The 19,628-nt window shown below is 60.7% G+C and carries 18 protein-coding genes; 11 read left to right on the top strand and 7 right to left on the bottom strand.

Annotated features, from left to right (window positions below; all coding sequences use genetic code 11):
- Positions 1-4: 4 nt before the first annotated feature.
- The gene (locus tag RGCCGE502_RS13450) at positions 5-1,861 is read right to left on the bottom strand and encodes an ABC transporter ATP-binding protein (RefSeq protein WP_016554715.1); all 1,857 of its coding nucleotides are present in this window, start codon (positions 1,859-1,861) and stop codon (positions 5-7) included.
- 382 nt (positions 1,862-2,243) lie between these two features.
- Between RGCCGE502_RS13450 and RGCCGE502_RS13455 the strand changes: the two genes are divergently transcribed.
- Both RGCCGE502_RS13455 and RGCCGE502_RS13460 read left to right on the top strand, forming a co-directional pair.
- Entirely contained in the window at positions 2,244-2,705 is a 462-nt protein-coding gene (locus RGCCGE502_RS13455; protein ID WP_016554716.1) for a tRNA (cytidine(34)-2'-O)-methyltransferase, read from the top strand.
- A 198-nt stretch (positions 2,706-2,903) separates the two neighbouring features.
- Positions 2,904-4,550: a Na/Pi cotransporter family protein gene (locus tag RGCCGE502_RS13460; RefSeq protein ID WP_016554717.1), complete on the top strand. Its 1,647-nt coding sequence runs from the start codon at positions 2,904-2,906 to the stop codon at positions 4,548-4,550.
- 3 nt (positions 4,551-4,553) lie between these two features.
- On the opposite strand, the gene RGCCGE502_RS13465 is transcribed toward RGCCGE502_RS13460, so the two are convergent.
- Positions 4,554-4,814 (bottom strand): hypothetical protein, encoded by a 261-nt coding sequence (locus RGCCGE502_RS13465; protein ID WP_007789934.1) that lies wholly within the window; start codon positions 4,812-4,814, stop codon positions 4,554-4,556.
- A gap of 170 nt (positions 4,815-4,984) precedes the next feature.
- Between RGCCGE502_RS13465 and hemF the strand changes: the two genes are divergently transcribed.
- From hemF to RGCCGE502_RS13480, 3 genes are all read left to right on the top strand, one after another.
- A complete protein-coding gene (gene hemF, locus RGCCGE502_RS13470) occupies positions 4,985-5,899 on the top strand; it encodes an oxygen-dependent coproporphyrinogen oxidase (protein WP_016554718.1) in 915 nt (304 codons plus the stop codon).
- Between the two features lie 91 nt (positions 5,900-5,990).
- Positions 5,991-6,251, top strand: a complete 261-nt coding sequence (locus tag RGCCGE502_RS13475; protein WP_016554719.1) for a hypothetical protein — start codon at positions 5,991-5,993, stop codon at positions 6,249-6,251.
- A 121-nt stretch (positions 6,252-6,372) separates the two neighbouring features.
- A complete protein-coding gene (locus RGCCGE502_RS13480; protein WP_016554720.1) occupies positions 6,373-6,558 on the top strand; it encodes a DUF1059 domain-containing protein in 186 nt (61 codons plus the stop codon).
- A 1-nt stretch (position 6,559) separates the two neighbouring features.
- On the opposite strand, the gene RGCCGE502_RS13485 is transcribed toward RGCCGE502_RS13480, so the two are convergent.
- Genes RGCCGE502_RS13485 through RGCCGE502_RS13495 form a run of 3 tightly spaced genes read right to left on the bottom strand, consistent with a single transcriptional unit; the run spans position 6,560 to position 9,080 of the window.
- Positions 6,560-7,813 (bottom strand): CCA tRNA nucleotidyltransferase, encoded by a 1,254-nt coding sequence (locus RGCCGE502_RS13485; protein ID WP_016554721.1) that lies wholly within the window; start codon positions 7,811-7,813, stop codon positions 6,560-6,562.
- Positions 7,810-8,460: a CoA pyrophosphatase gene (locus RGCCGE502_RS13490; protein WP_016554722.1), complete on the bottom strand. Its 651-nt coding sequence runs from the start codon at positions 8,458-8,460 to the stop codon at positions 7,810-7,812. Before RGCCGE502_RS13490 ends, RGCCGE502_RS13485 begins: the two co-directional genes overlap by 4 nt.
- On the bottom strand, positions 8,457-9,080 hold the full coding sequence (locus RGCCGE502_RS13495; RefSeq protein WP_016554723.1) for a DUF1285 domain-containing protein: 624 nt from the start codon (positions 9,078-9,080) through the stop codon (positions 8,457-8,459). Before RGCCGE502_RS13495 ends, RGCCGE502_RS13490 begins: the two co-directional genes overlap by 4 nt.
- A 158-nt stretch (positions 9,081-9,238) precedes the next feature.
- Here RGCCGE502_RS13495 and RGCCGE502_RS13500 point away from each other — a divergent pair, with 158 nt between their 5' ends.
- Genes RGCCGE502_RS13500 through RGCCGE502_RS13520 form a run of 5 tightly spaced genes read left to right on the top strand, consistent with a single transcriptional unit; the run spans position 9,239 to position 16,493 of the window.
- Positions 9,239-10,249, top strand: a complete 1,011-nt coding sequence (locus tag RGCCGE502_RS13500; protein WP_016554724.1) for an AAA family ATPase — start codon at positions 9,239-9,241, stop codon at positions 10,247-10,249.
- Positions 10,250-10,261: 12 nt separating this feature from the next.
- Entirely contained in the window at positions 10,262-11,182 is a 921-nt protein-coding gene (locus RGCCGE502_RS13505; protein WP_016554725.1) for a DUF58 domain-containing protein, read from the top strand.
- Positions 11,179-13,989: a DUF4159 domain-containing protein gene (locus RGCCGE502_RS13510; protein ID WP_016554726.1), complete on the top strand. Its 2,811-nt coding sequence runs from the start codon at positions 11,179-11,181 to the stop codon at positions 13,987-13,989. The genes RGCCGE502_RS13505 and RGCCGE502_RS13510 overlap by 4 nt, the downstream gene beginning before the upstream one ends.
- Position 13,990: 1 nt before the next feature.
- Positions 13,991-16,060: a hypothetical protein gene (locus tag RGCCGE502_RS13515; RefSeq protein ID WP_016554727.1), complete on the top strand. Its 2,070-nt coding sequence runs from the start codon at positions 13,991-13,993 to the stop codon at positions 16,058-16,060.
- Between the two features lie 4 nt (positions 16,061-16,064).
- Complete coding sequence (locus RGCCGE502_RS13520; protein ID WP_016554728.1) at positions 16,065-16,493, top strand: GNAT family N-acetyltransferase; 429 nt, start codon at positions 16,065-16,067, stop codon at positions 16,491-16,493.
- Here the strand turns inward: RGCCGE502_RS13520 and RGCCGE502_RS13525 are convergent.
- Positions 16,486-17,796, bottom strand: coding sequence for an MFS transporter (locus tag RGCCGE502_RS13525; protein WP_016554729.1), 1,311 nt, complete (start codon positions 17,794-17,796; stop codon positions 16,486-16,488). The two genes, RGCCGE502_RS13520 and RGCCGE502_RS13525, sit on opposite strands and share 8 nt — an antisense overlap.
- 73 nt (positions 17,797-17,869) lie before the next feature.
- The gene (locus RGCCGE502_RS13530) at positions 17,870-18,370 is read right to left on the bottom strand and encodes a GNAT family N-acetyltransferase (protein ID WP_019279940.1); all 501 of its coding nucleotides are present in this window, start codon (positions 18,368-18,370) and stop codon (positions 17,870-17,872) included.
- 270 nt (positions 18,371-18,640) lie between these two features.
- Between RGCCGE502_RS13530 and RGCCGE502_RS13535 the strand changes: the two genes are divergently transcribed.
- The gene (locus RGCCGE502_RS13535; RefSeq protein WP_016554731.1) at positions 18,641-19,627 is read left to right on the top strand and encodes a glutathione S-transferase family protein; all 987 of its coding nucleotides are present in this window, start codon (positions 18,641-18,643) and stop codon (positions 19,625-19,627) included.
- Position 19,628 lies beyond the last annotated feature (1 nt).

The raw sequence follows: 19,628 nt of genomic DNA on the forward strand, positions 1-19,628 counted from the left end.
TGGTTTATTCGGCCGCCTCTTCGGTCTCTTCCGAGTGATCTGCCAGGAACCCGCCGGATTGGCGGTTCCAGAGGTCAGCGTAGACGCCCCCCTGTTCGACAAGCTCGGCATGCGCACCTGCCTCGATGATCTTGCCCTTGTCGAGGACGATCAGGCGGTCCATTTCGGTGAGCGTCGACAGACGATGCGCGATCGCAATCACCGTCTTGCCTTCCATCAACGCAAACAGGTTCTCCTGGATCGCCGCCTCAACCTCGGAGTCAAGCGCCGATGTCGCCTCGTCGAGCACCAGGATCGGCGCGTCCTTCAGGAAGACGCGGGCGATCGCGATGCGCTGGCGCTGACCGCCGGAGAGCTTCACGCCACGCTCGCCGACCTGCGCGTCGAGCCCCTTGCGGCCCTGCATGTCGGAGAGCCCTTCGATGAACTCCCAGGCATTCGCTCGCCTGGCGGCCTCGATGATCTGGGCATCGCTCGCCTCCGGACGGCCATAGGCAATGTTGTCCCGAATCGAACGGTGCAACAGGGACGTATCCTGTGTCACGACGCCGATCAGTTCACGCAGGCTCTCCTGCGACACAGCCGAGATGTCCTGTCCATCGATGGTGATCCGGCCCGCCTCCAGGTCATAGAAGCGCAGCAGCAGGTTCATCAGCGTTGTTTTGCCCGCGCCGGAGCGACCGACAAGACCAACCTTCTCGCCCGCCTTGATGTCGAGGGAGAGATTGTCGATGACGCCTTTGCCCTTGCCGTAGTGAAAACGGATGCGCTCGTAGTGGATTGCACCCCTCTTCGCCGACAGTTGCTGCGCGTCAGGCTTGTCGACGATGTCGTGTTTCTTCGTCATCATCTCCATGCCGTCATAGACCGTGCCGATGTTCTCGAACAGCGCCGAGACTTCCCACATGATCCACTGCGACATGCCGTTGACGCGCATCGCAAGACCAATGGCGATGGCGATCGCGCCGACCGAGATTTGTCCGTTCAGCCAGAACCAGATGGACAAGCCCGACACCACGAAGAGGGCCACGCAGTTGTTCATATAGACCGCTATATGAAACAGCGTGACGCGGCGCATTTGCGAGTGGACGGTTCCGAGGAACTCCTCCATGCCGCTCCGCGCATAGGTCTCCTCACGGCCGGCATGTGAGAACAGCTTGACCGTCGCGATGTTCGTGTAGCTATCGACCACCCGACCGGTCATCATCGAGCGCGCGTCCGCCTGCTGTGCCGCGATCTTGCGAAGCCGCGGCACGAAGTAGGAAACGATGCCGATATAGACGGCGAGCCAGACAAGGATCGGCACCATCAGCCGCACGTCGGCGGCCGCGATGACGATGATCATCGACAGGAAATAGGTGACGACATAGACGAAGACGTCGAGGATCTTCATCGTCGTTTCACGAACCGCAAGCGAGGTCTGCATCACCTTTGTCGCAACGCGTCCGGCGAATTCATTGGCGAAGAAGGTCATGCTGTGACGCAGCAGGAAGCGGTGCATCTGCCAGCGTGCGATCATCGGATAGTTGCCGAGAAGCACCTGATGCATGATAAGCGAGTCCAGGCCGGCTGCCAGCGGCAGACCGATCAGGATCAACGCTCCCATCCAGGCAAGCCTCGGCCACTCCGACTGCAGGAATGTCGCCTTGTCCGCCTTGGTCAACCAGTCCACGATGTCACCGAGGAACTGAAAAAGTGCCACCTCGCCGACGGCAATCAGCGCCGTCAGGACCGCCATGATGGCGAGCCACGGTGCTGCCGGCTTCGTGTAGTGCCAGCAAAATGCAAAAAGGCCCTTCGGAGGAGCAACCGGCTCCTCACTGGGGAAGGGATTGAGTCGCTGTTCGAACCAGCCAAACATGAAAATGCTCCGAAACTTCGCAGTTCCGGCCTCCCGGCTCGCGCAAAAAGGCGCTTGAGCTCATATGGGAACCGGACGTTCACGGGGCGAGGCCACGACAGCCGCGCAATGGATTAGAAATGGGAATTCAGGAAAGAAATGGCACTAGGCGTGCCAAATCGCCACTCGCGGGTTCACGCGTCGAGAGCGCATACGCGGCAACATTTCCATCTGGCGCTCCCTTCTGGCGATTAAAAGATGTGCACCCTTAACGCGAAACAAGCTGAATTTCCAGTCCCGACCGGCCGGAAATTGAACATTTATCGGCCAAAATGCGTCTTGTTGCGCCAAAATCACAGTTGCAATAGGTGTCTCTCGAGAAAACCGAAAGACGACATTCGCGATGGCCGACCTTAGACTAGCCCTTTATCAGCCTGACATTCCGGGTAACACCGGCACGATCCTGCGGCTTGCCGCCTGCCTCGGCTTTGCCGTTGACATCATCGAGCCTGCGGGCTTTGACATATCGGATCGCAATCTTAAGCGGGCCGGGATGGACTATATCGCTGCTGCAGCCCTCACCCGCCACGTCAATTGGGATCGTTTCGAAAACTGGCGAAAGACGACGGGACGACGTCTGGTGCTGGCGTCCACCAAGGCCGCCGAACGCTACACCGACTTGCAGTTCCGCGCCGACGACATTCTCCTGTTCGGCCGCGAGAGCTCCGGCGTCCCCGATCACGTGCACGCAGCAGCAGACGCCCGGATACTTGTCCCGATGATGGAAGGCCAACGCTCCATCAACGTCGCGGTCTCGGCTGCGATGATCGTCGGAGAGGCCATGCGGCAGACCGTCTGGCGTTGACTTCTGACCTCGCTGACGCAAATGCCGATGCAGCCTTAGAACATGTCGCAAACGGCGTTGTGAATTTCTCCAAGCGGCGTATAGTTTTTAGCCGGACAATGAACTCACTGTCCGGAAAGCTATGTTTTCAATTACTTGACAAAGAGAGATTCGAACAAAAACGACGCTTGTTGTCAAAAACGCAAGAGAAAAGGCAGCATGGAATCCACGATCGTTATGATCAATCTGTTCGGCGCGGTAGCTTTGCTGCTGTTCGGCCTTGCACAGGTGAAGGACGGTGTTTCTCGAGCGTTTGGAGCGCGGTTGCGCACCGGCCTTGCCACCGGCACGCGCAGCGGCCTCCGCTCGTTCGTGTCGGGCTTCTTCGCAACAATCGCGCTGCAGAGTTCGACGGCGACGGCGCTGATGGTCGCCTCTTTCGTCGAGCGCGAATTGGTGAAGCCGCGCATGGCGCAAATCGTTCTGCTCGGTGCCAACGTCGGAACCGCCGTAACCGCCTGGATCGTCGCCACCGGCATCGAGTGGCTGTCGCCGCTGGTGATCCTTGCCGGCACCGTCCTGCATCGCAGCGGCTCGTCGTCGCGCCAGAGCGGTGGCACGGCGCTGATCGGTATCGGCCTGATGCTGTTGTCGCTGCATCTGTTGAGCAGCGCCACCGAACCGATGCGGCAGTCGCCGGCGCTCGGCGCCTTCATCTCCCTGCTCGACAATGCCTGGCCGGTCGCATTGGCCTTTTCCGCCGCCATCGCCTTCATCTCCTCATCGAGCCTTGCCGCCGTCGTCCTCATTCTCTCGCTGGCTTCGACGGGCATCCTGTCCGCAGGATTGATCATCGTGCTGGTGCTCGGCGCCAATCTCGGCGGCGCCATTCCGCCCGTGATCGCCTCACTTGCCGGGCCTGCGGCCGCCAAGCGGGTCACGCTCGGCAATCTGATCGTGCGTGCCATCGGCTGCCTCATCGCATTGCCGCTTGCCGGCTACGGCGCGGATCTGCTCGGAACATTGCCGCTGACGCAGGCGAAACTACCGGTCGATGCGCATCTCGCTTTCAACCTTATGCTGGCAGCGCTGGCCTGGCCGTTCTCTCGCTCGCTCTCGCGGCTCATGCTGAGACTGGTGCCGGAAGAGGCCCAGCCGGACGGTGGGCCACGGTATCTCGACCAACACGAGCTGGCGACGCCGGTCGTTGCGCTTGCCAGTGCGACGAGGGAGGTCCTCGGCGTCGGCGATCTGATCGAACGCATGCTGATACGCGCGTCGGATGCCTTCGAGGCCACCAATCTGGAGAATCTCAAGGAAATCCCGTCGCTGGAAAGGCGGGTCGACAGCCTGCAACAGGAGGTAAAGGTCTACCTTTCAAAGCTCGGCCGTGCCGGTCTGAGCGAAGAGGACGGTCGCCGCTCGATCGTGATCATCGACTACGCGATCAATCTCGAACATATCGGTGACATCATCGAAAAGGGCCTCATGCCGCAGGTGACGAAGAAGCTCTCGCTCGGCCTGAAGTTCTCCGAAGAAGGCTATGAGGAACTGAGGAAGCTGTTTCACCTGACGATCGACAATCTGCGGATTGCCCAGACAATCTTCGTCACTGGCGACTTCAATCTCGCTCGGCAATTGATGGAGGTGAAGGTCGAGGTTAGGCGGATGGAGAAACAATCCTCGGAGCGGCATCTGGAACGCTTGCGCGATGGTCGCGCCGACAGCCTTCAAACAAGCTCGCTCCATCTCGATATGCTGCGCGACCTGAAGCGGATCAACGCCCACATCGTTTCCGTCGCACACCCAATCCTGGACGAGAGCGGCCTCCTGATTGAAAGCAGACTGAAAGGTGCGGCTGAATAGCGCTCAATCGGCAGATGGCAACCGCCGCATCGTGAATTCGATCTGATCGCCTTCGAGCTGTCGCCAGCTCTCGACTTCCGTCCAATACGCGGCCTTGGGGTATTCGTCGAACCATTCGCGCGCCTTAGCGCGGGCATCGAGCAGATTGAGACAATATGTCTGTCGCACGAAACGATCGTTCTTCCGGGGTGTGCCTTCCGCCCGGTGGGTAGCAATCCGTCGCTTGAGACCATCGAACGACGGAGGTCCAGGAATTTTCGTCATGAGCCTACCTCTGTGGGAAAAAAGGTAATATCGAAAATCGCTTTTTGCGAGTCGAATCTGAGGAAGCCTCAGGCCGGTCCACTGCGCTGGTAGGACCCTGCCCTACCTGCTATCAGAGCAGCAAAGACGAAGGCACGAGTCGATCGTCGACCCGCTCGGAGAGAAACAGAATGGAAAGACCCGAACTTCCGATTGGCCTGCCTGACGATATCGAAGAGAAGAAGTCGACTGCCCGGGCGTGGTTTGAAAGTCTCCGCGACACCATCTGCGCGTCTTTTGAAACGCTGGAAGACGAGGTCTCCGGCCCGCTTTCGGATAGAGAGCCGGGCCGCTTCGTGGCCAAGGACTGGTCCCGCGAAAACGGTGCAGGTGGCGGCGGCCGCATGTCGATGATGAACGGTCGCGTTTTCGAGAAGGTTGGTGTGCACACCTCGACCGTATACGGCGAATTCGCGCCGGACCTCCGAGCCCAGATGCCGGGCGCCAAGGAGGATCCGCGCTTCTGGGCCTCCGGCATTTCGCTGATCGCCCACCCGACCAACCCGAACGTGCCTGCCGTTCACATGAACACGCGCATGGTGGTGACCTCCAGTCGTTGGTTCGGCGGTGGCGCCGACCTCACGCCGGTGCTCGATCGCCGCCGCATCCAGGAGGACGAGGATAGCCAGCTGTTCCACAAAGCGATGGAGATCGCCTGCCGAAGCCACTCCGGCGTCGCCGACTATGCAGCCTACAAGACGTGGTGCGACGAGTATTTCTTCCTCAAGCACCGGAACGAACCACGCGGCATCGGCGGCATCTTCTACGACTGGCTGCATTCAAGCGAGGAAGCAGGCGGCTGGGACGCCGATTTTGCCTTCACCCGCGACGTCGGACGGGCCTTCGCGATGGTTTATCCACGGATTGTTCGTTCGAACTTCAATAAACAGTGGACAGACGCGGATCGTGACGAACAATTGATTCGCCGTGGGCGCTATGTTGAGTTCAATCTCCTCTACGATCGAGGTACAATCTTTGGCCTTAAGACAGGAGGAAACGTAGAGTCCATTCTCTCATCCCTGCCCCCTCTCGTCCGCTGGCCGTGACCGCGTAAATAAAGACGACCGCGGGGCTTAAATTCGGAGACTGGACCACTAAGTCTAAAGGTGTACGCGTAACAATCGGAGGAGGATTGTCATGACGATACAAACTAGCTCTGCGGCATCCGCGACTGCCCATGAGCCGCCCCCACCCGCCGATACGCCGGAGTTTCTATACCGGATTGCCGAAGGGTTCAGGGCAAAGAGTGGATCAGACCTCCCACTTTCATGCTTTATCCAGCAAGTGAAGCTTCAACTGGCCAGTGGCAAGACGCCGGAAGAACTCGATCGTCTGGCAACGCGCCAGGACAACAAAGCAGCGACCGATTGCTACAGATCCTGGGCAATGCCCGAATAAGGATAAAATGACCACCCGGCCGGTCCTTCGCGCCGGCCGGTCCGGAACCTTCCTACCGTTTCGAACATTCACGCATTGCAGCACTGCGCAATGACATGAAATCCGACAGAAGGAGGAAAAAATGAGACTCTTTGAATGTGGCACGCTCGTTCCCGGATGCGACTGGCATACCCGGGCGAATGATGATGCCGAAATCGTCCGTCGTGTCGTTGAGCACATGCGTAGCGCCCACGGCGAGACTGTCATCCGTGAAAACATGGTCGACAACATCAAGGCTCGGATCCGCAACGAAGCGACTGCGGCCTGAACTATCTGGTCTGATCTTTCAGCCGGGCGAGCAACGCCGCCCGGTCCGGCGAAAAATTTTGCTCGACCCAGAAGTCCTCGAGTGACGAAAGCATCTCGCCCACCTTCTTCCCGGCCGCCACGCCTACATCCATGACGTCGCCGCCATTGATCGGAAACTGAGGTTTCTTCCAGTTTTCGGCCTGGTTCAGCAGATTGCCAAGCCTTGCCGAACGAGCCATCTCCTGCATGTCGCCTTCAGCTTTGCCGCGCGCCGTGGCAAGCGCCAGCTTCAATCGCGTCTTGATCCCCTCCGCGCCGTATCGATAAAGCAGCCTCGCGAAGGCGGAAAACGACAATTCGTCATTGACAACAGGCACCTTGGACCAAGCCTTGAAGTAGGCGGCCTCGGCATTGGCGAGCTTCAGGCGGCTTGCCATCTTCTCCAGCCGCTCCGCATCGGGAGGAACGATGGCGGCGACGCGCAAAAGCGGATCCGGCCGCCAATCAAGCGCCTTCTCGGTGTCAATCAATGCCGGAATGGTATCGATACCCCACTTCTCCGTTTCCGGAAGGATTTCACTGAGCACGCCGACCTGCCGCATCCATAGGAGCGCCCGCCCAGGATCCTCGGCGCTCAGCAATTTGCGGAGTTCCGACCAGACCCTTTCGGCGGAAAGCGTCTTCAGTTTGGAGCGAGCGGATGCGCACGCCCTCAAGCCGTCGGCGTCTGGACGGCCAGTGCCGTAGTAAGCAAAAAAACGGAAGAAACGCAGAATACGCAGATAGTCCTCGGCAACACGGGTCGGCGCATCACCGATGAAGCGGATGTCGCGCTTCTCGATATCGGCAAGGCCACCGACCAGATCGATGACATCGCCTGCTGCATCGACATAGAGCGCATTGATCGTCAGGTCACGACGCTCCGCGTCCGTTTGCCAATCCGAACTGAAGGCCACCTTGGCGCGCCGCCCATCGGTTTCCACATCGGCCCTCAGCGTCGTGACTTCAAAGGGCTTTCCGTCGACAACGAGCGTCACCGTTCCGTGTGCAACACCGGTCGGAACGGCCTTGATCCCAGTAGCCGACGCGCGCGCGATGACCTGTTCCGGCGTCAGTGTTGTCGCCACGTCAATATCGCTCACGGCGAGACCCATGAGGCTGTTGCGGACTGCACCGCCGACGACACGCCCCTCTCCTCCATCGGCGTTGAGCAGCGAAAAGACGCGCGTCAGTGCCGGGTCCTTGAACCATGGCTCGTTGCCAAGGTTGGTCATGCATAGAGCCTTTCGTAGAGGGTGCGGACGATACCGGCGGTAATGCCCCAGATCATCCGGCTTTCATAGGGCATCCGGTAGAAATGCCGTTCGAGTCCGTCGAGCACGCGCCGGTCACGGCTATGGTTGGCTGGGTCCATCAGAAAAGACAGTGGCACTTCGAAGACCTCATCGACCTCGGCCGGGTTGAGTTTCAATTCGAAGCCACGCTGGACGACCGCAAGCACCGGCGTAATGCGGAAACCGGTCGAAGCGAGATAGTTCGGAAGCCGTGCCACGGTCTCGACAAAGGCACTGTCGATACCGATCTCCTCGTGAGTTTCCCTGATCGCAGCCTTTTCGGCAGAGCCGTCGACGGCATCGATCTTCCCACCCGGAAACGCGATCTGCCCGGAATGCTTGCGCAGGGTCGCCGTTCGCTGGGTGAAAATCACCTGCGCATCGTCACCATCGTCGATGACAGGCACCAGCACCGCGGCATCGCGAAGTTTGAAGCTCTCCACCTGCGAAATAATGTCGGGGTTGAGAATATGATCGCCGTGATCGCGCCAGGAAAGATCCACAGGACCGCCGGTCTGGTGAAGCGCGCGCCGGCGAAATTCAGCCGCTGAATAGAGCGAACGGTTTTCGGTCAGAACATTGGTCATCGGGAGAGTGCATCCAGTTCATCCGCCGGCATAACGGGAAAGGTGACTCCGCCGGAGCGAAGGCAGAACATCGTCATGCCATCAATATCGAGACGTTCGCCACGTTCGACGAGTTCGTACATGATGGGGCGGGAGACCAATGCCTCCAATTGCCCGCGCACATGAAGATAGGGTTTCAACTCGCTGTTTTCGCCGTGGATTACAAAGCGGAGCGGATGCTCCGGCCCGACTTCGACGACGTCGCCGACATTCGTCCGGAAGGTCAGTAGCGGCTCGCCATCCCTTTCACCGGCATTCATTTCAACGGCCACGAACGGCGCATCCACAACGCGGATACCGACCCTTTCCACAGGCGTCACAAGGTAAGTCTTCCCGTCCTCGTCCTTGCGCAAGACCGTTGAAAACAGCCTGACGAGTGGCGCCCGACCGATCGGCGTTCCCATGTAGAACCACGTGCCATCCGCTCGGATTTCCATGTCGATGTCGCCGCAGAACGGCGGATTCCACCTGTCGACTGGCGGAAGACCCCGGGCTTTGGCCCCGGCATCGCCGGCGGCGCGTGCAATCAGCGCGGCAAGACCGGCCGCGTCCGTTGTCGCCTTGATCTCTTCGGCTGCCATTCTTCTGTCCCGGTTTGTCTTTAACTCCAGAAGGTCACGAGATAGTCATTCGGAACGAACTTGTCAGCCCGCAACATCTCCATAACTCTATCTGGTATGACGCTTGCGTGTAAGCCTGACGATTCGCGACGAATGATATCAGCCGCTGGAGACGCCTTATGGGTATGATGAAGACCGAAGCCCCCCTCGATGAAAAGGCGATCATCGCCGCGGCCGAGAAGGCCCTTGCAGATATTGCCGCTGTTCGGGGCGAAGTCTCCAAGGTCATCTTCGGCCAGGAAGGCGTCGTTGAGAACACTCTTCTCGCGGTTCTCTCGGGCGGTCACGCCCTGTTGGTCGGCGTACCGGGTCTCGCCAAGACGAAACTCGTCACAACGCTCGGCGAAGTGCTCGGCCTTGCCTCCAACCGCATCCAGTTTACACCAGACCTCATGCCCTCTGACATTCTTGGTTCTGAGGTCATGGACCAGGATGACGGCGGCCGCCGCTCCTTCCGTTTCGTCAAAGGTCCGGTGTTTGCCCAACTGTTGATGGCCGACGAAATCAACCGCGCGTCGCCGCGCACGCAATCGGCCTTGCTGCAATCCATGCAGGAATATCATATCACCGTCGCCGGCCACCGCTACGACTTGCCTGCTCCCTTCCACGTTCTTGCCACCCAAAACCCGCTGGAACAGGAAGGTACCTATCCTCTGCCAGAGGCACAGCTCGACCGCTTTCTTCTTCAGGTCGATGTCCACTACCCCGAACTAGCGGCCGAGCGGCAGATCCTGCTTGAGACGACCGGCATCGGCGAAACCAAGCCGCAAGCGATCCTGAATGCAGAGCGCCTTGTCGAAATCCAGACACTGATCCGCCAAATGCCTGTCAGCGAAACGGTTGTCGACGCCATCCTAGCGCTTGTCCGCTCCGCCCGCCCAGGCCAGGGCAACGCCTCTACTGACAAAAACGTCGCCTGGGGTCCCGGCCCGCGTGCTGGCCAGGCGATGATGCTTTGCGCCCGCGCTCGCGCCCTATATGAGGGCCGCCTCGCACCATCCGTTGACGACGTCCATGCACTCGCCGAGCCGATTCTGCAGCACCGCATGGCACTGACATTCGCAGCGCGGGCGGAAGGCATGTCGGTTCGCGATGTCATTGGCGGGCTGGTCAAGCAGGCTAAGGGATAAGGAAGCGTCTGCGTGGCACCCATCGGACAGATCGTCAATCCGACTTCGGGCACCGATGCCCTTGCTCGCGCAAGGCAGCGGGCGAGCCTGGTGCCGGATTGCCTGGTCGAAGCCAAGCGGATCGCGAATAGCGTGATCGCAGGCTGGCATGGCCGCCGCAAACGTGGCATCGGCGAGAACTTCTGGCAGTTCCGTCCCTATAGCGAAGGCGAGAGCCTGTCGCGGATCGATTGGCGGCGCTCGGCACGCGACGACCACACCTATATCCGTGACCGCGAGTGGGAGGCAGCCCATACGGTCTGGCTCTGGGCCGACATGTCTCCCTCGATGATGTACAAGTCGACCTTTGGAAACGCCTCCAAGGAAGGTCGGGCTCTCGTCATCATGCTTGCGCTCGCCGAGATCCTCGCACGCTCCGGCGAACGCATCGGGTGTCCCGGCGTCATGGAACCGATTGCCGCGCGCAACGCTGCCGAACGGCTTGCAACGGCATTGATGCATGCGCCGCTGAGCGGCGGACTGCCCGACACGGCCATGATCCGCGGCTGGAGCGAACTTGTCCTGATTGGTGACTTTCTTGACGATGCCGCCGCGGTCATGGCGCGCATCAGCCCCTTGGCGCGGCGCGGTCTGCGCGGCCACGTCATCGAGATCGCCGACCCGGCCGAAGAACTTTTCCCCTATGATGGCCGCACCGAATTCACTGATCCCGAGACAGGCTCGAAGCTGACCTCGGGCCGCGCCGAGCATATTCGCGAGGCCTATACCCACGCCTATCTCGGCCGTCGGTACGATCTAGGCCAGGCGCTGCGCCACATGGGCTGGACCTTTGTCAGCCATCGGACCGATCATCTTGCCTCCGAAGCGCTGGTCGCCGTCCATATGCATCTGTCAGGGATGCCGGCAAAGGCGACGCATGGAGGGCAGTCATGAGCGCGCTCCCCTTCGCTTTCGCCTATCCAGCGATCCTCGGCGCACTCCTCGCCCTACCGATTATCTGGTGGCTGCTCAGGCTGACGCCGCCGCGCCCAAAGACGGAGGTCTTCCCGCCCCTCAGAATCCTCGCGACAGTCCTGAAGCGGGAGGAAACCCCGGCCCAAAGCCCCTGGTGGTTGACATTGCTACGCATGCTGTTGGCCACAGCCGTCATTCTGGCGATCGCTGACCCAGTCTTCAATCCGCGGGCGAATTCAATCGCTTCCGGAGGCCCGCTCGTGCTGTTTGTTGACAATGGCTGGGCCACATCGCCGGATTGGGATCGCCGCGTGAAGACAGCGGAAGCGCTGATCGACGACGCCGAAGCGGCCGGAACGCCGGTGGCCATCGCCTTCACGGCCGATCCGACAAATGATGCGGTCCCGGGAACGGCCGCGACAGCCCGCGACAAGCTGCGGGCCGCGGAACCGAAGCCACTTGTGCCGGATCGGCAGCGCGCCTTCGAAGCTCTCCGTGCTGCACTAAACGGCGTACATCCCGGTACCCTCGCCTTCCTGACGGATGGGGCGGCCGCGGGCGATAACGACGCGACCGTCCGCCAGCTCTCCGATCTCTCGCCTGCTCAACTGCGTTTGGTCTCAGGTGACGAGGCCGAGACGATGGCAATTTCGTCAGCCAGCAATGCAGCTGACGCGATGACGGTCACCGCAACCCGCCTCAATAGTGCCGCTGCCGCTTCGTATCCCATAACGGCACAAGACGCTCAGGGGCGTGCGATCGCCGCCGGCGCGATCGATTTCCAATCGGGTCAGAGCGTCGCGACCGGATCGATCACCGCGCCGTTCGAAATGCGCAACGATTTCGCGCGCGTCAGCATCGATAACCACGCCACGGCTGGCGCCGTGCATCTGCTCGACGACGGCTTCAAGCGTCGCCGCGTCGTCCTGCTGTCCGGTGAAGTCGGCGATACGTTCCAGCCACTGCTTTCGCCGCTCTATTACATTCAGCGCGCCCTGCAGCCCTACGCCGACCTGATCGAGCCGAACACACCCGATCTCGCGACCTCGATCCCGGACCTGCTCTCGCAGAACCCATCCGTCATCATCATGGCCGATATCGGTCGGCTTCCCCAGCAGACCTATGAGCCGCTGCAGCGCTGGATCGCCAACGGCGGCACGTTGGTCCGCTTCGCTGGGCCGCGTCTTGCCGCTGCTCCCGCTGACGACCCTTTGGTTCCGGTCATATTGCGACAGGGTGAACGCGCCCTCGGCGGCGCTCTGTCCTGGGCCGAGCCGCAGCCGCTGGCGGAGTTTCCCACCTTCGGCCCGTTCGCCGGAATGCCAAAACCCACGGATGTCACGGTCAAACGCCAGGTTCTTGCCGAACCGACGCCAGACCTTGCCGAGCGCACCTGGGCAAGCCTCGCCGATGGTACGCCGCTGGTGACGACGAAGCCGATCAACGCCGGCCGGATTGTCCTCTTCCACGTCAGTGCCGAGGCGACGTGGTCTGACCTGCCGATCTCGGGTAACTTCGTCGAAATGCTGCGCCGCCTCGTCCAACTGTCACGCTCGGGTGGTGTCACCGCCGAAGCCGGTGCTTCCACGGCAGAAGCCTTGCCGCCCTTCCGCCTCTTGACCGCCAAAGGCGCGTTGACCACGGAGACCGGGACGGCGCGCCCATTGATCCCTAACGTCAAGATCACCCCGGTTGCGAGCTTTGACAATCCTCCAGGCCTCTACGGCTCCGAGGAAGGCTTTACCGCGTTGAACGTGTTGCCGAAGGATGCCGAGTTGAAGCCTATCGATACGTCGGGCATTACCGTTGTGCGCGAAGGGTTGATTGGAGGGGAGACATGGTCCGCAAAGCCTGCCCTGTTCTTGATTGCCTTCCTGCTCCTGTTGGCCGACAGCCTGATCGTGCTGTTCATGAGCGGTGCCTTTTCGCGCCTTCGGCCAGCAGCCCGCGCGGCAGCGCTTATTGCCATGGCGATCAGCGCTGCCTTCTTCCTCCAACCCGGGCAATCGCGAGCCGACGACGCCAAGCCAGGCGACGAGCGGATTTTTCAGCGTCTTGACAATACGCACCTTGCCTATGTGGTCACCGGCGAGCAGGAGGTGGATAGGCTCTCCGAACGAGGGCTTGTCGGCCTGACGGACTTCCTGACCTATCGTACCACGCTGGAACCGTCGCCACCGGTCGGTCTGGATCTCACGAAGGACGAGCTTTCCTTCTATCCGATCATCTATTGGCCCATTTCAGCAACCGCCCCCATGCCTTCATCGGCAGCGATCAACAGGATCGACGCCTATATGCGTGCTGGCGGAACGGTGCTCTTCGACACCCGCGACCAGTTCAGCGCGCTCGACAACAACGGCGGCTCGGTCAGCGCCAACGGCGAGCGACTGCAGCAGATCCTTGCCAACCTCGATATCCCGCCGCTCGAGCCGGTACCCTCGGACCACGTGCTGACGAAGTCCTTCTACCTCCTGTCGAGCTTTCCCGGCCGTTACACCGGAAGCCCGCTCTGGATCGAGGCGCGCCAGGAGAACCGCGCGGCCAACGCCAAGTCGACGGCGACGGCAGATGGCGTTTCTCCAATCCTCATCACGGGCAACGACTTTGCTGGCGCCTGGGCCGTCGATGACAACGGAGTGCCTATGCTGCCGACGGTTCCGCCTGATGAGACACAGCGTGAATACGCCTACCGCAGCGGCGTCAACATCATGATGTATATGCTGACTGGCAACTACAAGACCGATCAGGTCCACGTTCCCGCTCTCTTGGAACGGTTGGGTCAGTGAAATGACGATTGATTTTTCGCCCTTCATTCCTTGGCCGCTCCTGGCGGGTCTGGCGATCATTGTCCTGGTGACCGCAGGCTTTGCCATTTGGCGCCGCGTGCGCGGCGCCTGGGTTCGCTCGATCGCCGCCGTCGCTTTGCTGGCCGCCCTCGCCAATCCGCTGTTGCTGCAGGAGGATCGCGAACAACTGTCGACCGTCGTGCCGGTCATCGTCGATCGCAGCCAGAGCCAGCAGACGCCCGAACGCATCAAGATGACCGACGATGCTTTGGCGCAGTTGAAGGAGCGCCTCGCCCGCTTCCCCAATGTCGAACCGCGCTACGTCGACGCGACCGAACCAGAAGACTCCGACGCGCCATCGACGCGGCTGTTCAATGCACTGTCTGCGGCCGTCGCGGATGTACCGCCCGCCCGCATCGGCGGCGCGATCATGCTGACGGATGGCGAAGTCCACGATGTCCCCGGCGTCAACCAGGCGCTCGGCTTCGACGCGCCGATCCACGGACTGATCACCGGCAAGGCCAACGAATTCGATCGCCGCATCGAGGTCGTCAAGGCACCACGCTTCGGCATCGTCAACGAGGAGCAGCAATTGCTGCTGCGCGTCTTCGACGATGGCCCGAGCCCCGGTGGAACCGCTGACGTCACGGTGAAGCTTAACGGCAATGAGATCGCCACGCTCCAGGCAACACCCGGCCGCGACACGCCTTTTTCGTTCAAGGTCGAGCGCGGCGGCAGCAACGTCCTCGAATTTTCGGTTGCCGGCCTTCCCGGTGAGGTTACCGAGGCGAACAACCGCGCCGTCCATGTGATTGACGGCATTCGCGAGAACCTGCGCGTTCTGTTGGTCTCCGGCGAGCCGCACGCCGGCGAGCGCGCTTGGCGCAACCTCCTTAAGTCGGATGCCTCGGTGGATTTGGTGCACTTCACCATCCTGCGTCCGCCGGAAAAGCAGGACGGCACGCCGATCAACGAACTATCGCTGATTGCCTTCCCGACCCGCGAGCTGTTTGTCGACAAGATCAAGGACTTCGACCTGATCATCTTCGACCGCTACCAGCATCGTGGCGTCCTGCCGATCCTCTATTACGACTACATCGCCCAATATGTGGAAAACGGTGGCGCCTTGCTGATCGCCGCCGGCCCTGAACATGCCGGCCAGGATTCGATTGCGCTGACGCCGCTGTCGTCTGTGCTGCCGGCCGCGCCGACCGGCCAGATGATCGAAAAGGCTTTCTATCCTAGGCTCTCGGAGGAAGGCCGCAAACACCCGGTCACCCGCGGTCTCGATGGATCAGCAGACGAGCCGCCGCATTGGGGCCGCTGGTTCCGCAGCGTCGATGTCGAACAGCCGCAGGGCCAGACCGTAATGGTCGGCGCGGACAACCATCCGCTGCTCGTTCTCAATCGCGCCGGACAGGGACGCGTCGCGATGCTGCTCTCCGATCAGGGCTGGCTCTGGGCGCGCGGCTTTGAAGGCGGTGGCCCGCACGTGTCGCTCTATCGCCGCGTCGCGCATTGGCTCATGAAGGAACCAGCCCTTGAGGAAGAGGCGCTGACTGCACGGGCAGCCGGCCGCACGCTGGAGATTACGCGGCAGACGATCGGGGGAAACCCTGGCGATGCGACGGTCCGCTACCCCTCGGGCAAGACGGAAACACTGCCGCTGACGCAAGCCGAGCCTGGTCTCTTCAAGGCGGAAAAGAAGATGGACGAGATCGGCCTCTTCGAAATCAGGAACGGCGAAATGACGACGCTCGTTCATGTCGGCGCGGTCGATGCTCCGGAATTCAAGGCGATGATCTCGACGACCGATGCATTGAAGCCCATTGCCGACAAGTCGAAAGGCCTCGTCACCCGTGTTTCCAACAATGACGGCGCGATCAGCATCCCGCCGATCTTGCCGGTTCGTGGCCAGATCCGCGTTGCCGACAACGATCGTCTGCAGATCCACCTCACGAATGAAACGGTGCTGAAGGGCATCAACACCCTGCCGCTGTTTGCCGGTTTTGCCGGCGTCGGCATCCTGCTCCTTGCCTTCGGCGCCATGTGGTGGCGCGAAGGGCGTTAGCGGCATGGCCGAATTTGAGCTAACGGGCTCGCCCGCAGCCGATGATCTCACGACGATCGGCGACGCACTCTCGGCCTTCAACGTCCATGACGTCGGGCCTGCCGAGCGCCAGCCGCTTGCGGTTCTCATCCGCGATACCGACGGCAACGTCTCCGGTGGGCTCTCGGGCTATACAGCCTGGGGCTGGCTTTTCACCCAGTTGCTGTACATTCCCGACAACGAACGCGGTAAGGGCATGGCAGGCAAGATCCTTGCCCTGGCCGAAGAGGAGGCAATCGCACGCGGCTGCCACGGTGCCTGGATCGATACCTTCAATCCGCAAGCGCTACGGGCATACCAACAGCAAGGTTACGAGATATTCGGCGAATTGCCTGAGTTTCCAAAAGGCCGAACGCGCACATTTCTGCGCAAGGTGCTGGCCGAAGTTAGCTGAGCGCAGCCAGCCGCGTTTCCGTATCGATTGCCGTCGTAGCTATTGCTGCCACGACCAACAGGCCCGCGAACAGGCCGATGGCCAAGCCCAATCCGCCTGAAACGACGTATGCCATCAGGGAAGGCGCAAGCAAACCACCGAGGCGCGCCATCGCCCCTGCTGATCCCATGCCCGTCGCTCGCGATGCGGTGGGGTAGAGTTCCGGCGTATAGGCGTAGAGTGCTCCCCAGGTTCCGAGCAGCGCAAAGCTCATGACCAGCAGCGACGCGCCGACAAGCATATCGCTTGGAGAAACGACAAAGAGCAAGCACCCGAGCGCCGACAGCAAGCAGAACCCGATCAATGTCGGCTTTCGGCCCCAGGCCTCGACCCCATAGGCGGCAAGCGCATAACCTGGCACCTGCGCAAGTGCAACGAACACCAGGAAGCCGTATCCGCGCACGAAGCCGAACCCATCGCCCGCCAGCTTCGCCGGCATCCACGTGAAGACGCCGTAGTAGGATACTGAAACCAGGAACCAGATCGCCAGGATCAACAGGCTGCGGCGGCGCAGCTCGTCGGAGAATATGCCTTCCGCTGCATGTGGCGTTGCGACGATTTCGTCGTCCGACGGCAGGGGCGCTTTCTGATTCACAGCCAGCATCCTGTTGACGATCACCTTCGCCTCGGCCGTCCGTCCGGTCCGTAACAGGTAAAGTGGTGATTCAGGAACAAAGAAGCGCAGCGTAAGACCCACCAAAGCCGGCACAGCCGTGACCGCGAAAATATAACGCCAGGGGTCGGTCACTCCGGCAACGCTCGCAGCCCAGGCGGCCAGTGCGACGATCAGGGTTCCGATTGCCCAGAAACCCTCGAGCGCAACCAACCAGCGGCCACGGCTCTTGGCGGGCAGGAATTCGGCCATCATCGCGTAGTCCACCGGCAGCGTGCCGCCAACCGCCATGCCGGTGAGGAATCGCAATGCAAGCAGAGCGACAAAGCTGGGAGCGAAGATAGAAAGAATGCCGAAAAGCGCATCGCAGGCGACCGTCACGATCAGCACTTGGCGGCGTCCGACCCTGTCGGCAAGCCGCCCGAAGGCGACGGCTCCGATAAGCATGCCGAGAAAGAATAGTGTACCAGTCTGCAGGGCTTGCGGAACGGTCAGGCCGAAAGTGGCAGCGATAGAAGCTGCGGTGAAGCCAACAGCAAGCACCTGCATGGCATCCGCCGCCCACACAAGACCGAATATACCGATCAGGCGTCGCTGGAACGCCCCGGTGCCGGCGCGATCCAGCGCCTCGTCCATGGAAATGCCGCTCATGCTCTAGCCCTTCAAGCCACTGAAAGATCACGCAAAGCGCGCTTCAGGCATAAGGCTCAATACCGCACGCGACCTATTTTCGCCAGCCAATAGTTCCCTTGAGCCTGATATGCGCATCCTCGGCGAGTGGTACGACCAATACGCGGGCCGGATCGACGGGGCCGGGAAATGCCAGTGCGTTATGAGCAACTCTCTCGAAACCGAGCGGGCAGTAGTAGGGAGGATCGCCGATGAGGATGACCGCCTCCGATCCCTTGCGGCGCGCGGCATCAATGGCGATCCGAACCAGTTCCCGCCCGATACCGCGACCCTTGTGGGACGGTCGCACGGCCAGTGGCCCCAGCAGGTGCGCATTGACCGAGCCCGCCAGGACGGGCGTCATGCGCACTGATGCAATCGTTTCGCCGTCGTCGGCGCAAATGAAGGAGAGCGAAAGGTCGTGCGGCCCTTGCTCGCGAATCCGCGCGGCGGCCCGGGTATGCCGCCCGGGACCGAATGCTTCTTCGTTGATGTGTTCGATGGCAGCGTCGTGCGACGCATCCTCAGTGAGGTAGACCAGATCGTGCTTGTGCATGATGAGACGGAAACCGGGTAGACAGAATTGATGGATCTCGAGCACGCCCTTCGGCGTTCGGGAGCATCAGCGTCGTCGCAGGTTTCTCGGTGCAAACATCAAATCGGGTTCCTGAAGTGTGAAATGGCCGATAGCAGGAAAAATTTCGGTCGTCCAATGGAAATTTAGCGCAAGGCAACGCTGCGTGACGCACTGTTCAATCTTTACCGCCCTGCAAATGCGTCGGACCTGCGATATGTCTGGGCCAAGGAAAAATTGAAGGATCACAATATGGGCATGCTGGTTGATGGCGTTTGGCATGACGTCTGGTACGATACGAAAGAAACCAAGGGGCACTTCAAGCGCGCCGCTTCCCAGTTTCGCAACTGGATTACCGCCGACGGCGCAGCCGGACCGTCCGGTACGGGTGGCTTCAAAGCTGAGGCTGGCCGTTACCATCTCTATGTTTCGCTTGCCTGCCCTTGGGCGCATCGCACGCTCATCTTCCGCAAGCTCAAGAAGCTCCAGGATCTTATCAGCGTTTCGGTCGTCGATCCGCTAATGTTGTCGAACGGCTGGGAGTTCAAGGTCGGCGACGGTGCAACGGGCGATCATCTCTTCGGTTCCAAGACGCTGTGGGAAGTCTATGTGAAGGCCGACCCACATTATTCCGGCCGCGTCACCGTGCCTGTCTTGTGGGACAAGAAGACCAACACGATCGTCAACAACGAGTCGTCCGAAATCATCCGGATGTTCAACAGCGCCTTTGATCATTTGACCGGCTCGACTGCTGATTTTTATCCGCAAGACCTGCGCGCCGATATCGATGAGCTCAATTCCGTCGTCTATGACACTGTCAACAACGGTGTCTATAAGGCCGGCTTTGCCACGACCCAGGAAGCCTACGGAGAGAATGTAGTAAAGCTTTTCGAAACACTCGATATGCTTGAACACCGTCTTGGCAAGGGTCGTTATCTCTTCGGCGATCGGCTGACCGAGGCCGACTGGCGGCTCTTCACGACGCTGGTTCGTTTCGATGCCGTCTATGTCGGTCACTTCAAGTGCAACATCCGCCGCATCGACGACTATCCTAATTTGTCGGCTTATCTGTGCGATCTCTACCAGACGCCCGGCGTCAAGGAGACGGTCAACTTCCGTCACATCAAGGACCACTATTACCGCAGCCACAAGACTATCAATCCGACCGGCATCGTGCCTGTCGGCCCGCTGCTCGATCTCGATCGCCCGCATGGTCGGGCGCGATTGGCTGCAGCCTAGC

This window comes from Rhizobium grahamii CCGE 502 (assembly GCF_000298315.2).
In the GTDB taxonomy this organism is placed as follows: domain Bacteria; phylum Pseudomonadota; class Alphaproteobacteria; order Rhizobiales; family Rhizobiaceae; genus Rhizobium; species Rhizobium grahamii.

Bases quoted from the DNA above. Each gene is read 5' to 3' on its own strand.
- RGCCGE502_RS13475 (WP_016554719.1), top strand. From the start codon at position 5,991: ATGACGATACAAACTAGCTCTGCGGCATCCGCGACTGCCCATGAGCCG.
- RGCCGE502_RS13515 (WP_016554727.1), top strand. From the start codon at position 13,991: ATGACGATTGATTTTTCGCCCTTCATTCCTTGGCCGCTCCTGGCGGGT.
- RGCCGE502_RS13450 (WP_016554715.1), bottom strand. From the start codon at position 1,861: ATGTTTGGCTGGTTCGAACAGCGACTCAATCCCTTCCCCAGTGAGGAG.
- RGCCGE502_RS13530 (WP_019279940.1), bottom strand. From the start codon at position 18,370: ATGCACAAGCACGATCTGGTCTACCTCACTGAGGATGCGTCGCACGAC.
- RGCCGE502_RS13535 (WP_016554731.1), top strand. From the start codon at position 18,641: ATGGGCATGCTGGTTGATGGCGTTTGGCATGACGTCTGGTACGATACG.
- hemF (WP_016554718.1), top strand. From the start codon at position 4,985: ATGGAAAGACCCGAACTTCCGATTGGCCTGCCTGACGATATCGAAGAG.
- RGCCGE502_RS13455 (WP_016554716.1), top strand. From the start codon at position 2,244: ATGGCCGACCTTAGACTAGCCCTTTATCAGCCTGACATTCCGGGTAAC.
- RGCCGE502_RS13510 (WP_016554726.1), top strand. From the start codon at position 11,179: ATGAGCGCGCTCCCCTTCGCTTTCGCCTATCCAGCGATCCTCGGCGCA.
- RGCCGE502_RS13500 (WP_016554724.1), top strand. From the start codon at position 9,239: ATGGGTATGATGAAGACCGAAGCCCCCCTCGATGAAAAGGCGATCATC.
- RGCCGE502_RS13465 (WP_007789934.1), bottom strand. From the start codon at position 4,814: ATGACGAAAATTCCTGGACCTCCGTCGTTCGATGGTCTCAAGCGACGG.
- RGCCGE502_RS13520 (WP_016554728.1), top strand. From the start codon at position 16,065: ATGGCCGAATTTGAGCTAACGGGCTCGCCCGCAGCCGATGATCTCACG.
- RGCCGE502_RS13490 (WP_016554722.1), bottom strand. From the start codon at position 8,460: ATGACCAATGTTCTGACCGAAAACCGTTCGCTCTATTCAGCGGCTGAA.
- RGCCGE502_RS13480 (WP_016554720.1), top strand. From the start codon at position 6,373: ATGAGACTCTTTGAATGTGGCACGCTCGTTCCCGGATGCGACTGGCAT.
- RGCCGE502_RS13485 (WP_016554721.1), bottom strand. From the start codon at position 7,813: ATGACCAACCTTGGCAACGAGCCATGGTTCAAGGACCCGGCACTGACG.
- RGCCGE502_RS13525 (WP_016554729.1), bottom strand. From the start codon at position 17,796: ATGAGCGGCATTTCCATGGACGAGGCGCTGGATCGCGCCGGCACCGGG.
- RGCCGE502_RS13495 (WP_016554723.1), bottom strand. From the start codon at position 9,080: ATGGCAGCCGAAGAGATCAAGGCGACAACGGACGCGGCCGGTCTTGCC.
- RGCCGE502_RS13460 (WP_016554717.1), top strand. From the start codon at position 2,904: ATGGAATCCACGATCGTTATGATCAATCTGTTCGGCGCGGTAGCTTTG.